The 14,318-nt window shown below is 63.3% G+C and carries 10 protein-coding genes and 1 pseudogene; 5 read left to right on the forward strand and 6 right to left on the reverse strand.

Going from position 1 to position 14,318, the window contains the following annotated elements; translation table 11 throughout:
• Window positions 1-5 precede the first annotated feature (5 nt).
• Together VSR82_RS19170 and ppa are read right to left on the reverse strand one after the other, a co-directional pair.
• Complete coding sequence (locus VSR82_RS19170; RefSeq protein ID WP_429460550.1) at window positions 6-2,102, reverse strand: FUSC family protein; 2,097 nt, start codon at window positions 2,100-2,102, stop codon at window positions 6-8.
• Between the two features lie 288 nt (window positions 2,103-2,390).
• Window positions 2,391-2,918, reverse strand: coding sequence for an inorganic diphosphatase (ppa, locus tag VSR82_RS19175; protein WP_013088778.1), 528 nt, complete (start codon window positions 2,916-2,918; stop codon window positions 2,391-2,393).
• Between the two features lie 297 nt (window positions 2,919-3,215).
• Between ppa and VSR82_RS19180 the strand changes: the two genes are divergently transcribed.
• From VSR82_RS19180 to VSR82_RS19195, 4 genes are all read left to right on the forward strand, one after another.
• Window positions 3,216-4,655 carry an aldehyde dehydrogenase family protein gene (locus VSR82_RS19180; RefSeq protein WP_429460552.1) on the forward strand — a complete coding sequence of 480 codons (1,440 nt, stop codon included), beginning with the start codon at window positions 3,216-3,218 and terminating at the stop codon, window positions 4,653-4,655.
• A 91-nt stretch (window positions 4,656-4,746) separates the two neighbouring features.
• A complete protein-coding gene (locus VSR82_RS19185; protein ID WP_410849715.1) occupies window positions 4,747-5,505 on the forward strand; it encodes an SDR family oxidoreductase in 759 nt (252 codons plus the stop codon).
• 139 nt (window positions 5,506-5,644) lie between these two features.
• The gene (locus VSR82_RS19190; protein WP_368584564.1) at window positions 5,645-6,964 is read left to right on the forward strand and encodes an MFS transporter; all 1,320 of its coding nucleotides are present in this window, start codon (window positions 5,645-5,647) and stop codon (window positions 6,962-6,964) included.
• Window positions 6,965-7,180: 216 nt separating this feature from the next.
• Window positions 7,181-8,398 (forward strand): NAD(P)/FAD-dependent oxidoreductase, encoded by a 1,218-nt coding sequence (locus tag VSR82_RS19195; protein WP_429460555.1) that lies wholly within the window; start codon window positions 7,181-7,183, stop codon window positions 8,396-8,398.
• Between the two features lie 62 nt (window positions 8,399-8,460).
• Here VSR82_RS19195 and VSR82_RS19200 read toward each other — a convergent pair whose 3' ends face one another.
• The 3 genes from VSR82_RS19200 to VSR82_RS19210 form a co-directional block, all read right to left on the reverse strand.
• Complete coding sequence (locus VSR82_RS19200) at window positions 8,461-8,754, reverse strand: hypothetical protein (protein WP_368584562.1); 294 nt, start codon at window positions 8,752-8,754, stop codon at window positions 8,461-8,463.
• 143 nt (window positions 8,755-8,897) lie between these two features.
• The gene (locus VSR82_RS19205; protein WP_429460557.1) at window positions 8,898-9,539 is read right to left on the reverse strand and encodes a glycine zipper 2TM domain-containing protein; all 642 of its coding nucleotides are present in this window, start codon (window positions 9,537-9,539) and stop codon (window positions 8,898-8,900) included.
• Between the two features lie 180 nt (window positions 9,540-9,719).
• The gene (locus tag VSR82_RS19210) at window positions 9,720-11,756 is read right to left on the reverse strand and encodes a sigma-54-dependent Fis family transcriptional regulator (RefSeq protein WP_498857994.1); all 2,037 of its coding nucleotides are present in this window, start codon (window positions 11,754-11,756) and stop codon (window positions 9,720-9,722) included.
• A 310-nt stretch (window positions 11,757-12,066) separates the two neighbouring features.
• On the opposite strand from VSR82_RS19210, the gene VSR82_RS19215 reads away from it, so the two are divergent.
• On the forward strand, window positions 12,067-13,593 hold the full coding sequence (locus VSR82_RS19215; protein ID WP_410849711.1) for an aldehyde dehydrogenase family protein: 1,527 nt from the start codon (window positions 12,067-12,069) through the stop codon (window positions 13,591-13,593).
• Between the two features lie 108 nt (window positions 13,594-13,701).
• Here the strand turns inward: VSR82_RS19215 and VSR82_RS19220 are convergent.
• Window positions 13,702-13,973: pseudogene (locus VSR82_RS19220) on the reverse strand (NADP-specific glutamate dehydrogenase); the annotation flags it as partial.
• Window positions 13,974-14,318 lie beyond the last annotated feature (345 nt).

Genomic DNA, 14,318 nt, shown 5'->3' on the forward strand with positions numbered 1-14,318 from the left:
TCGCGCTACCCCCTCGCCTCCCGCATCCTCTCAGTCAACAACCGATGCACGCGCGCCAGTTCGCCCACCACATCCGCCTCCAGCGACGTCAACTGCTCGCGCGCGGGTAACCCGAGCCGCACCGGCCGCAACGTGCGGTTTAGCGCGGCCTCGATCGCCGCGCTCATCGCCACGACCCATTCGTCGAGTTCGCTATGCATGTCGCGACGGTTCGCGGTGAGGCGCAACTGCGTCGCGGTGCCGGCCATCCGTCGCAGCAGGCTCAGCACCGTCAGCGTGACCGTATCGGCCATCGAATCTTCGAGCTTTTCGAGCCGCACGCGGCCGATCGCTTCTTCCGCGTTGTTGCTGGTGAGACCCGCCGCGCGGCGCAATTGCTCGATCTCCTTGCCGCTGTGCCGCGGCGCTTCGAGCGACGCGCGCAGATACGCGAGATTCGCGCGCACCGCGTCGCCGAGATAGACGCGCAGGTCGAGCTTCTCGCGCGTCGGCCACAGAAGGAAGGTCGCGAGCAGCGCGAGCACGCAGCCGAGCACGTTGTTGCCGAGCCGGGTCAGCGCGAACGACAGTTCGTTGGCGCCCGGTGTCGCGAAGTCGGCGACGAGCACGAAGGTCGGCGTGAGGAATAGCACAAACAGGCTGTAGCTGACGGGGCGCAGCGCCATCGTCGCCATCACGAGCGGGAACACCGCGAGCGAGATGCCGAGCGGCGAATGAATCGCATAGCCGATCGCCGCCGCGAGCACGCCGCCGACGATACTGCCCGCCGCGCGTTCGATGCTGCGCGGCCAGGTCGCTGCAATCGACGGCTGCAGGATCAGAAGAGTGGCCATCGTCGCCCAATAGCCGAACGGCAGACCGAGGGCGCGAATCACGACGAAGCCCGCGGTCGTCGTCACGCCGACACGCGCCGCATGGCGCAAGCCGACCGACTGCCACGACAGGTTCGCCTTCAGCGTCGACCATGCGCGCGCCGTATAACGCGCGACGCATGCGCTCCACGGCTCAACGTGCACCTCACGCGGCGCGAAATCGACGAGCTCGAAACCGGATTGCAGCTTCACCGGTTCGAGCAACGCGCTTTCGAGCCGATGCGCGAGACGCCGCAGACGCGCCTGCGGCTCCCCGAGACGTTCCCAACGCGCGTCGCCGGTCGCGCTGCCGATGTCGCTGAGCACTTCGCCGATCGCATTGAGCAGGCGCACCGCGCGTTGCGTGCGGCGCGGATCGTCGGGCAATTTCTCGCCCGCGCCCGACACCGCGATCAGATACGCGAACAACGCTTCGCCATCGGTCAGCAAGCCGAGCAGCGTGTCGTAGACGGCCGCGCCGCCTGCTTTCGATGCGGGCACGTTCGCGAGCGCATCGCGCGCGCGTTCGAGCGACGCGCGCGCATCGGCGCGAAAGCGCGCGGCATGCGTGGCCCACTCACGCGGCGCGGCCCGTCCGCCGACGAGCCGCGCGCTATCGAACGCGATATCGGCGAGGCGCAGATACACCGCGCGCAGCGAAGCGCGGCTCGCGCCGAACGGATGGATGCGCCACACGGTCAGGCTCAGCACGATCGCGAACAGACAGCCGGCCAGATACACGCCGAGAAACTCGACACCGGAACGCGCGTCGTGCATCGGCCGATCGACCATCACGACGCAGGCGGTCGCCGCGAGGATGGTCACCTGCGAAGTGGCCGCGCCCCAGATGCGGCCGAACGCGCCGAGCGTCGTGAACGCCAGCACCGCGAGCGCGGCCCACGCGGTGCCCGACGCCGATGCGAACGCGGCGATGCCGCCGCACAGCGTCGACAGCAGCGCGAAGCCCATCATCGACATGAAGCGCGCGCGGTTCGAGCCGGCCGCATCGGCGAGGCAGGTCCAGAACGCGCCGATCGCGGCCCACGCGAACACCGGATCGTGCAGCACGTTGCCGAGCGCGAGCATCGCCGTCGACGCGCACGCCGCCCGCAAACCCTCCGACAGATTCGCCTCGCTAGCCGCGAACGACACCATCCAGACCGGCCGCTTGCGATAGATCGCGGTGACGACCGAATGGAAGCGGGTCGACCAGCGCGGCGATGTCGAGTGGGACTTGCTGCGGTTCATCATCCGGACGGTGGTTGTTGAAGTGATGGAAAGGCGCGTAGATGCGGTGAGTTCGCGCGCAAGCTCGTGCGGCGAATGATAAGGGTTTACACCTAAATATAAAAATGCGTTCCGTTCATCGGAGCGATGCGTTCAGGTTATGCGCGCAATATGAAGCGTGCGGGACGACGCTCGCGGCGCTGGTTGCACGGTAGTCGAGCGCCGCGCAAAGCGCACAAAAAAACCGCGCGGTCCTTGCGGACTCGCGCGGTTTTCGTACTGCATGCAGCGAGCGGATGAACCGCGGCGCGCTTACTTCTTGTAGTTCGCCACGCCTTCGCTGATTTCCTTGTGGGCGGCGTCGACGTCGGCCCAGCCTTCGACCTTGACCCACTTGCCCTTCTCAAGCGCTTTGTATTGCTCGAAGAAGTGCTTGATCTGGTCCTTCAGGTAAGCCGGCACGTCGTCGACCGACTTCAGGTTCGCCGTCATCGGGCAGATCTTGTCGTGCGGCACGGCGATCAGCTTCGCGTCCACGCCCGATTCATCGGTCATCTGCAGCATGCCGAGCGCGCGGGCACGCACGACCGAGCCTGCCAGCAGCGGGAACGGCGTGATCACCAGCACGTCGACCGGGTCGCCGTCGCCCGACAGCGTCTGCGGAATGAAGCCGTAGTTGGCCGGATAGCGCATGCCGGTACCGATGAAACGGTCGACGACGAGCAGGCCCAGCTCCTTGTCGGCTTCGTACTTCACCGGGTCGCTTTGCGCCGGGATTTCGATGATGACGTTGAAATCGTGCGGAAGGTCTTTGCCTGCGGGAACGTGATTGAAGCTCATGAGCGCTCTCTGAAGGGGATGGAAATCGGAAGGCGGCGAACGGCGCGCGGGCTGCGGATGCGGTGCGAACTGCGTGCGAACCGCGAACGCCGGGCCCTGAAACCCTCTCGCCCCGAACGACGGGGCCGCGCACCGGACCGTACGGAATGCGCCATTATAGCCAATCGGCAGGTGGCATCCGCGGTCGGATCGGCGCGATAATCGTCTGGCGAGTCTGGCTTCGCGTCTCTACCGTTTTGTGTCTCCCCTTCGAACCCGCGCCGCCGCACGCCGGCCGCACGTCATCAAGGAGCATGCATGGAAGAAGCACGGCATTTCATTGGCGGCGAGTGGTGCGCCGCTTCCGGCGGCGAGTCGATCGCCGTACTCGATCCATCGGACGGCCAGCCGTTCACGCGCATCGCGCGCGGCACCGAGGCCGATATCGACACCGGCGTGCACGCGGCGCGCCGCGCGTTCGACGGCGCCTGGGGCGCGCTCGCCGCCGCCGAGCGCGGCCGTGTGCTGTATCGGCTGTCGCTGCTGGTGGCCGCGCGCCAGGAAGACCTGGCCCAGCTCGAAGCGCGCGACACCGGCAAGCCGCTCAAGCAGGCGCGCGCCGACGCCGCCGCCCTCACCCGCTACTTCGAGTTCTACGCCGGCGCGGCCGACAAGCTGCACGGCGAGACCCTGCCGTACCAATCCGGCTACACGGTGCTGACGATCCGCGAGCCGCACGGCGTGACCGGCCACATCGTGCCGTGGAATTACCCGATGCAGATCTTCGGGCGCAGCGTCGGCGCGGCTCTGGCGACCGGCAATGCGTGCGTCGTCAAACCGGCCGAGGACGCTTGCCTTTCCGTCCTGCGTGTCGCCGAACTCGCCGCCGAAGCCGGCCTGCCGGCCGGTGCGCTGAACATCGTGACCGGCTACGGACACGAAGCGGGCGCCGCGCTCGCGCGTCATCCGGGCATCGATCACATCTCGTTCACGGGCTCGCCCGAAACCGGCAAGCTCGTCACGCAGATGGCCGCCGAAAACCACGTCCCCGTCACACTCGAACTCGGCGGCAAGTCGCCGCAAATCGTCTTCGCCGACGCCGATCTCGACGCCGCGCTGCCGGTGCTGATCTCCGCGATCGTGCAGAACGCCGGGCAAACCTGCTCGGCGGGCAGTCGCGTGCTGATCGAGCAGGCCATTTACGAGCCGCTGCTCGAGCGGCTCAGCAGCGCTTTTCAGGCGCTGCGCGTCGGGCCGTCGAAGGCCGATCTCGATTGCGGACCGCTGATCAGCGCGAAACAGCAGCAACGCGTGTGGGACTTCCTGTCGGATGCGCAACACGACGGCATCGCGATGGCCGCGCACGGCGAGGTGATTCCCGAAGCGCCCGAAAGCGGCTTCTATCAGGCCCCGACCTTGCTGCGCGACGTCCCCGCGAGCCACCGCCTTGCGCGCGACGAAGTGTTCGGCCCGGTGCTCGCCGCGATGTCGTTCCGCGACGAAGCCGAAGCGCTCGCGCTCGCGAACGGCACGCAGTTCGGGCTCGTTGCCGGGATCTGGACCCGCGATGGCGCGCGCCAGATGCGGCTCGCGCGACGCGTGCGCTCGGGCCAGGTGTTCATCAACAACTATGGCGCGGGCGGCGGCGTCGAGTTGCCGTTCGGCGGCGTCAAGCATTCGGGGCATGGCCGCGAGAAGGGCTTCGAGGCGCTGTACGGCTTTACGGTGCTGAAGACGATCGCGATCCGGCACGGCTAGCGGGTCCGGCAGGGATCGCTCGCGATCAACGCGATCAGCGCGTTACATGCAGCAACGCATCGCTCTATCCATCACAAACAACGGAGACATCATGCGGTTGACAGGTAAAACGGCCATCGTCACGGGCGGCGGTTCGGGTTTCGGCGAAGGCATCGCGAAGGCCTTTGCGCGCGAAGGCGCGAACGTCGTGGTCAACGACCTCAACGGGCCGGCCGCCGAACGCGTCGCGAGTGAGATCGCGATTGCGGGCGGCAAGGCGATCGCGGTGCCCGGCAACGTCGCGCAACGCGACGACTGGCGCACGCTGCGCGAAGCCGCGCTCGAAGACTTCGGCAGCGTGCAGATCGTCGTCAATAACGCGGGCACTACGCATCGCAACAAGCCGGTGCTCGAAGTGACCGAGGCCGAGTTCGATCGCGTCTATGCGGTGAACGTGAAAAGCATCTACTGGAGCGTGCAGGAGTTCGTGCCGTATTTCCGCGAGCAAGGCGGTGGCAGCTTTATCAATATCGCGTCGACGGCGGGCGTGCGGCCGCGGCCGGGGCTCGTCTGGTACAACGGCAGCAAGGGTGCGGTGATCGTCGCCAGCAAGTCGCTCGCCGTCGAACTCGGGCCGGAGCGGATTCGCGTGAACTGCGTGAATCCGGTGATCGGTGAGACCGCGCTGCTGTCCGAGTTCATGGGGGTCGAGGATACCCCGCAGAATCGGCAGAAGTTCCTCGCGGGGATACCGCTCGGACGGTTTTCGACGCCGCAGGATATTGCGAATGCCGCGCTGTATCTGGCTTCGGATGAGGCGGAGTTCATTACCGGCGTTTGCCTCGAAGTGGACGGCGGGCGCTGCGTGTAGTGATGGGTTAGCCGCTGCGCATGCGCTGCGTGCGCAGTCGGTGTTTTCCCCCAATACCGATTCGTCGTGCAAATGGCCTGGCGCGGATAGAATCGATCGGCGGTGGCATTTCAATTCCATAACAAGAGGAGACACAGTCATGGCGAGTCCTGCGGATCCGCTCCACCATCCCGGCGCTGGCGCGCCGCCTTCCACGTTCGAAGAGGCGACTTATCGCAAGGTTACCTGGCGGCTCGCGCCGCTGTTGATGCTGTGCTACATCGTCGCGTATCTGGACCGCGTGAACGTTGGCTTCGCGAAGCTGGGGATGAGCACGGATCTTGGCTTGAGCGATGCGGTGTACGGCTTCGGCGCGGGGATTTTCTTTATCGGCTATTTCATCTTCGAAGTGCCGAGCAACGTGATTCTGCACAAGGTCGGCGCGCGGGTCTGGATCGCGCGGATCATGGTTTCGTGGGGCGTGATATCGATGCTGACGATGTTCGTCACGACGCCGACGATGTTTTATGTGATGCGCTTTTTGCTCGGGCTTGCCGAGGCAGGGTTCTTTCCTGGGATTATTTTGTACCTAACCTACTGGTATCCGGCGCATCGGCGTGGGCGGATGACGACCTGGTTTATGACGGCGATTGCGCTGTCTGGAGTGATCGGCGGGCCGGTGTCTGGGTACATCCTGAAGAACTTTAATGGCGTGAATGGGTGGCACGGGTGGCAGTGGCTGTTTCTGCTCGAAGGGATACCTTCGGTGCTCGTCGGGATCATCGTGTTCGTGGTGCTCGATGATCGGATTTCGAACGCCAAGTGGCTTACTCGGGAAGAGCAGCAGTTGCTCGAGAGTCAGGTGTCGGCCGAGGAAGCGACCAAGCACGATATGCCGATTCGGCAGGTGTTCACGAGCGGACGGGTGTTGATGCTGAGCCTCACCTACTTCTCGTTTGTGATGGGGCTTTATGGGGTGAGTTTCTGGTTGCCGACGATCATCAAATCGACCGGCGTTACCGATGCGTTTTTGATCGGCTTGCTGTCGGCGGTTCCATTTGCGGCGGCTGTGGTGGCAATGGTGTTCGTTGCGCGGAGTGCGGACCGGTCGAGGGAACGGCGGTGGCATATTGCGGTTCCGGCGTTTCTTGGTGCCGTGGGGCTCGTGCTTTCCGTCGTTTGGACGCATAACACCGTGCTCGCTATGACCGGCTTGACGCTGGCCACGATGGGCATCCTCACCACCCTGCCGTTGTTCTGGAGTTTGCCGACGGCGATTCTTGCGGGGACTGGGGCTGCTGCGGGGATTGCGATGATCAATTCGATTGGGAACCTGGCGGGGTTCCTTAGTCCCTATGCGGTGGGGTGGTTGAAAGAGGTTACCGCCGCTAATGACTCGGGGATGTATATGCTCGCGGCGTTCATGGTGCTCGGCGGTTTGCTTGCTATCAGTGTGCCGGCGAGGATCGTTAATAGATAAGACAGACTCGCAGATGAGAAAAGCCCTGGCGATGTTTCTACGCCAGGGCTTTTTTGTTGGCATAGGTGCGAGCATCTAATCATCGAAGGGCCGCTTTTCCGACGTTGTATCGAATGAGCGAGGCAGCAAGGGGCAGAGTCGCGAATGGTTGCCTATCATGTGTGAAGCACCGTTCGTTTTGCAGTTCAGACGACGTGATAGGCAGGAGAAGTATCGATGATCGAATCTGCAGATGTGATCGTCATTGGCTCCGGCGGGTTAGGCGCAGCGACAGCCTTCCACTTGTCGAAGAGAGGCGCTCACCGGGTCGCGATGATCGAGCGGCTCGAAATCGGCTCACAGACGTCACCGCGAGCGGCTGGTATGGTCAGCTGCCTGCGCAAGAGTGACTTGATGATCGACCTGATCAAGCTGGCGGCTGACAGGCTCAGGCAATTCTCTGAGGACACCGGTCAGCCGCTGGATTGGGTGCACTCGGGCAGCCTCAAAGTGGCGCGCAGACCGGCGGATGCGGAAGTCATTCAGGAAGACATCCTGCGTGGCCGGCGTCACGGCCTGGAGGTGGAGGAAGTTTCCGTCGACGCGGCCCACCGGCTCAACCCGTTTCTTCAAACAACGGGAGTTGCCGCGGTGATGCACATCGCCGACGACATGTATTTCAATCCCGCACAGGTGGCCATCGGCTTCGCTCGTGCAGCGCAGGCAAACGGAGCTGTGTTACTGCCGAACACTGCGGTGACGCGCGTCCTGATCGACGACGGCGAGGTGACCGGGGTCGACACCACGTGCGGCCGTATCCACGCACCTGCCGTGGTCGATGCGGCCGGCGCCTGGACGCGACAAGTGGCCGAGGCCAGCGGAATTCGAGTTCCTCTTGTTACAACAGCGCAGCAATTGTTCGTCACCGAGCCCGTGCCGGATGCCCGAGCCGAATTGCCGATGGTCCGAATTATGGATGCCGCGGTGTATATGAGACCTTGCGACGGAGGATTTCTGTGGGGCGTCTACGAGGAAAATCCGAGGTTCTTCGACATGAATGGCTTCGACGCCAACTTCGACGTCAAGGATCTGTCGCTCGATGCCGACGTTCTCTGGCACTACGCGCGGGACGTCGAGGCTCAGCTTCCGGTGCTTCTGAACACCGGGATCCGCGAGCATCGTGGCGGGCTGCCAACGATGACGGCCGATGGCCAGCACGTCGTCGGCCCCGCGCCGGCCATTCGGGGGTTTTACTTCGCGAGCGGTTGCAATGTCGCAGGACTCTCAATCGCCCCGGCACTGGGGGAGATGCTCGCCGCGTGGATCGTCGACGGTGCTCCCCTCATCGATTTATCGCCTCTATCGATTGCCAGATTTGGAACCGGGCCATGGCCGGATGACGAGTTGATCAGGCAGTCCGCGTGGCAGTACCGTCATTTCTACGGGGCAAGATAACTCAGGCATCGACGCGTTCTTCATCGAGCGCTGCGATATCGCGAACTGGATGCAGTGCCGGACTAGTCGTCATCGTCCCGGTGATGACGGTGCTCCCAGCCCCTGTGCCAGCCATGATCATGGCGCCAGTGCCTGTCACGGTCGTCGTTGTATTCGTACCCATAGCCATAGCCGTAGCCATAGGCCGGAGCAGGCACGTAGGTCACCGGCGGCGCCTCGTAGACTACTGGGGGCGGCGCGACATAAACCGGCCCCGGCGCGCCGAGGTAGACACCAAGGTCGACATGAGCCAGCGCAGCGCTGGAAGCGCACGCAGCGCAAAGGCCTGCAGTCCACAAAATGAAGCTGCGCTTCATGTTTCTCTCCCTGTTCGCTGGCATCGGGTGTTGATGCGATTTAGCGATATCGATTGTATGTGTAGCTCTAGTTGGCAAATAAACGCGAAGTGTCAGTCTGGTAACCCTTTGTAAGTCCTTGTGCCCCACGGTTGTCCGTGTGCTTACGAAGCACTCAGCGAATCGCCATAGACATGCACCCGCTCACCGACCTGAACGGTAGGCTGCGTGTCGTAGTTGAAGTTTCGATAACTGCCGTCCTGCATCCTGACTTGCACCTGGTAGGTGGCAACTTTGCGTACCGCATGTTCGATGCCGTTACCGGCAAGGCCGCCGCCAACCGCACCCGCAATCGTCGCCAGAACACGGCCGCGACCTTGACCGACCTGATTGCCCAGCAGGCCGCCTGCCACCGCACCGCCTACTGCACCGAGTCCGGTGGTCGGCTCTTGCGTTTGGACTGCGTTGACCGCCACGACTTCACCTGCATCACGGTCGACGGCAACGGGTCGCGGTGACGGCTGGGTGGTATCACGGTAACTATCGTCGTGCGCGTACCTGGGCGCTGGCGACGACGCATTGCTATGGCGGGGATGAACATGTGATTCGAGCGGCGTGCTGGCTGGCTGCACCGCGACCGCGGCAGTTTGCGACGACGGCGGCGTTACCGCTCGGGATGTCGGAAGCAGGCCGGTCATCGCGGCAATGCCGGTGCCGCTGGCGAGAATCACGGCAACGGCAGCTGCGGCGACCAGAGGATGAATGCGGCTGCGCGGGGATGAATCGGAAGGCAAGTTGGTGTTCATTGCTGGCTCCGTGGTATGTGCCTGCAAGAACGCGGATGCCATCGAGCCGGTGGACCGGGCTATTGTGAGATGTGTAAGCAGTTGTAGATCGCCGGGACACGCTGACATCCAATCGACTTATTGAAAAAACAATGGCCGGTCTCCCGGCCATCGTCGATTGGTGCCGCGAAAACTCCCGCGTCAATCCTTTTCCGCAACCCGCCCCGCTTGGGCCGCTGGCATCCGGCGATAAATGGTGTTCCGCGACACCCCAAGCGCACGCGCCGCCGCCGAAACGTTGCCGCCGTATCGCGCCAGCGTCATCGCGACTACCGATGCGGCGACATCCTGCAGCCGCGAGCCGTCGCGCACCGACGCTTCGCCTGTGGCCAGCGCGTCCGCATTCGCAACGTCCGAGACGGCCGAGACGGCAGAATCGCCTTCACTTGCGTGGCCGCCGCCACAAGCCGTACCACGAACATCATCCAAAAAATCGTCCGGCAAATGCTCCCACCGGATCACCCCATCCTCTTCCACCATCGCCGCAGCAGTCCGCAGCAGATTAGCCAGTTGCCGGCAGTTACCCGGCCACGCATGCCGCCCGAACGCCGCCATCACATCAGCCGCAACGCTAAGCGCCTGCCGCCCCCCGCTTTCCACCGATTCCCACTGCAACATCTTTTGAACGACGACCGCCAGATCGCTCCGCTCACGCAACGCCGGCAACCGAACCGCAAGCCCGTTGATCCGATAATAGAGATCCTCACGAAACTGATTCTGCGCAATCATCTCGCGCAAGTTGCGGTGAGTCGCGCAAATAACGGAGACATCGACAGGAACCGCCCGCGTCGCCCCAAGCGGCGTCACCACCCGCTCCTGCAAAACACGCAGCAACCGCACCTGCAACGAATACGGCATATCCCCGATCTCATCGAGAAACAGCGTGCCTCCATTCGCTTGCATCAGCCTGCCGATCGCCCCTTTACGCCGCGCGCCGGTAAACGCGCCATCTTCATATCCGAATAGCTCGGATTCGATCAGCGACTCCGGAATCGAAGCACAGTTGACCGCCACAAACGGCCCGTCACGTCGCGGCGAATCGTTGTGAATCGCCTGCGCGAGCAGCTCCTTGCCGGTACCGGTCTCGCCGGTGATAAGGATCGGAATATCCTTGCCGAGCACCTTGCGAACCTTCGCAATCAGTGCGGACACACGAGCATCACCGGTATCGAGATCGCTGAGCCGCGACAGTCCCGCAGCCGGTTGACGCGCATTCACACACACCGGTCGCGGCGCGGCTGCACCCTGCACATCGACGGCCCCGCGCTCGAGCCCAAACGACGCCCGCCTGAACTGCCCACGCGCGCATACCACCGCACCGTTGTGCAGATTCAGCATCAGATGCGGCGCAACGCCATGCATCAAACGATCGATCAGTTGCGCATACGAGATCTGAAACAGCGACGACAGCGTATGCGCGCGCAGCGCAGCGAGCGACAAGCCCAACTGAAATTGCGCACTCCGGTTCGCGGACAGAAAGCGGCCATCGTCGGTAAACGCAATGATCCCTTCCATCAGCGTGCCGAGAAACTCCGGCCGTCCGTGAAAAGACACTTGCAGCACGTTGCGAAACGCAGTCGAGAACAGATGGTTTTCGATCATCTGCACCGACATCTTCGCAAGCGCCATCGTGTGCTGGTGATAGCTGCGGTGGTCGCCCGTCACGTCGAGCACGCCGATCAGATCACCATACGGATCGAGAATCGGCACACTCGAACAGGTCAGGAAGCGGTTCGCCGCCAGATAGTGCTGATCGCCATGAACGACCATCGCACACCCCTCGGCGAGCGAGGTACCGATTGCATTGGTGCCCTGACGATCCTCGGCCCAGTTCGCGCCAGGCCGCAGCGCCACTTTTTCCGCGCGATGCAAAAAGTCGTCATCGCCGATCGAATGCAGGATCAAGCCTTCGGCGTTGGTCAACACGATCATGCTTTGCGTATTGACGATCTGCTCGCGCAGCGTCTCCATGACCGGCATCGCATGCGCGCACAGCACCCGGTTCTGTTCGCGCTTCAACGCGAGTCCCGTGTCGGACAGGATGTCGTAATCCGGCCGGAACGATGCGCGCAGGCCGAACGTCTCGGAACGTTCGTGGGCTTTCTGGATCGCCGGTGCAGGCCAACCTTTGGGGCGGTTAGCCGCCGCCACGCTGAGCGGATGAACGTCGTCGCGCATTGTCTCCTCCTGAATGCGCCCGGGTCGTGCCGGACGCTTTGGTGCATGTCGACAGAATACTCCGTTTGACAGTCCGCCCGACGCCCGCCGTGACCCCGCGCGGGCTCGCATCGTTGATCTGTATCAGCGTCGGCCGAATCTGCGGCGTTTCTGAACAACCGCTGCCCGCGCAACTGCTCCGAAACGGAACACTTCCGTTTTATAGCCCGGCCCAATCCCTGAAATTTCGCATGCCGATGCATTGGTATGGTTCCTGCCTGATGTGGTCCCGCGCAGTCACCCGATCACCATCACAAAACGGAGACAAGTGATGAATCCATTTGACCTGAAAGCTCTTGGCATCGACATCGAGTATCCCTATCGCCAGCGTTATGAAAACTACATCGGCGGCAAGTGGGTGCCGCCGGTCGGCGGCGACTATTTCGACAACGTGTCGCCGATCAACGGGCAGCCGTTTTGCCGCGTGCCTCGCTCGAGCGCCGCGGACATCGACCTCGCGATCGACGCCGCGCACGCGGCGCGCCGCAAATGGGCGAAGACGTCGGTGACAGAGCGCGCGAATCTGCTGCTCGCGGTGGCCGAGCGCATGGAAAAGAACCTGAAGCTGCTCGCGGTCGCGGAGACGATCGATAACGGCAAGCCGCTGCGCGAAACCATGGCCGCGGACCTGCCGCTCGCCGTCGATCATTTCCGCTATTTCGCGGGCTGCATCCGCGCGCAGGAAGGCGGCATCTCCGAGATCGACGACAACACGGTCGCTTATCACTTTCACGAGCCGGCTGGCGTGGTGGGTCAGATCATCCCGTGGAATTTCCCGCTGCTGATGGCCGCATGGAAGCTCGCGCCCGCGCTCGCGGCCGGCTGCTGCATCGTGATGAAACCCGCCGAGCAGACGCCGGCTTCGGTACTCGTGCTGATCGAACTGATCGGCGACCTGTTCCCTGCCGGGGTCATCAATATCGTCAACGGCTTCGGCAGGGAAGCGGGCGAAGCGCTCGCCACCAGCAAGCGCATCGCGAAGATCGCGTTCACCGGCTCGACGCCGGTCGGCAGGCGCATCCTGCACGCAGCCGCGGACAACCTGATTCCGTCGACGGTCGAACTCGGCGGCAAGAGCCCGAACATCTTCTTCGCCGACGTGCTCGATCGCGACGACGCGTTCCTCGACAAGGCGCTCGAAGGTCTCGCGATGTTCGCGCTGAATCAGGGCGAAGTGTGCACGTGCCCGTCGCGCGTGCTGGTCCAGGAGTCGATTTACGAGCGCTTCATCGAGAAGGCGATTGCCCGTGTGGAACGCATCAAGGCTGGCCATCCGCTGAACCTCGAAACGATGATCGGCGCGCAGGCCTCGCAGCAGCAGCTCGACAAGATCCTGTCGTATATCGACATCGGCCGGGACGAAGGCGCGCGGTGCCTCGTCGGTGGCGAGCGCGCGACGCCCGGCGCGGGGCTCGGCGAAGGCTTCTACGTGAAGCCGACGATGCTGTTCGGCAACAACGATATGCGCGTGTTCCAGGAGGAAATCTTCGGGCCGGTCGCCTCGGTGATGACGTTCAAGGACGAACAGCAAGCGATCGAACTCGCGAACGACACATACTATGGGTTAGGTGCGGGCGTGTGGACGCGCGACGGTACCCGCGCTTACAAGATGGGACGCGAGATCGAGGCGGGACGCGTGTGGACCAACTGCTATCACCTGTATCCGGCGCATGCGGCATTCGGTGGCTATAAGCAGTCGGGGATCGGGCGGGAAACGCACAAGATGGCGTTGTCGAATTACCAGCAGACGAAGTGTCTGCTGGTCAGCTATCAGGCTGAGGCGCTTGGCTTCTTCTGAGCGGAGGGCGCGCGTCGTTCACTGACGACGCGCGCTCTACCCCGCGCGTGCCACAGAGGTTGTGGTATGCGCGGGAGCCAGCAATTGCGCTGGCATCCCACCCGTCGCTCAGATCACGCCCTGCGCCAGCACGCGTCGGCGACCCGCACAAAGCCGGCGATATTCGCTCCGTTCACATAGCTGACCGAACCGTCGTCGCGACGGCCATGTCGCAGGCAGACCTCATGAATGCTGCGCATGATGTCGTGCAGACGCGCATCGACTTCTTCGCGCGGCCAGGAGATGCGCATAGCGTTCTGACTCATTTCCAGACCCGACGTGGCGACACCACCCGCGTTGCTGGCCTTGCCAGGGGCGTACAGAACGCCGTTGCTTTCGAAGCAGCTGGTAGGAATCGAGCTTGTCCCGGGATGTAGTGCCAAATGAACCGACTCGTGGCATAACGATCGCCGGCAATTGGCAGGAACCCATGATGGCCGTGAGGCATCCGTTCGCCCGACGAATCGAATTTATCGCCCAATCACGCTAAAAATTCATCCAATTCCGATCGCCGCGGGCCATCTCCCTCCCGATACTTGTCGTTCGCACATAACAAGGAACGACGATGACGAACGGCAACGGCCGGCCAATGATCCGGCTCGCAGGCAATAGCACGGGCTGCGGCGCGATTCTGATTGCATCGTGAGCGTGCCAATTGCGAGAACTTGCTCACCTCCGTGAACACA

It is taken from the genome of Burkholderia sp. JPY481, assembly GCF_038900515.1.
Classification (GTDB): domain Bacteria; phylum Pseudomonadota; class Gammaproteobacteria; order Burkholderiales; family Burkholderiaceae; genus Paraburkholderia; species Paraburkholderia youngii.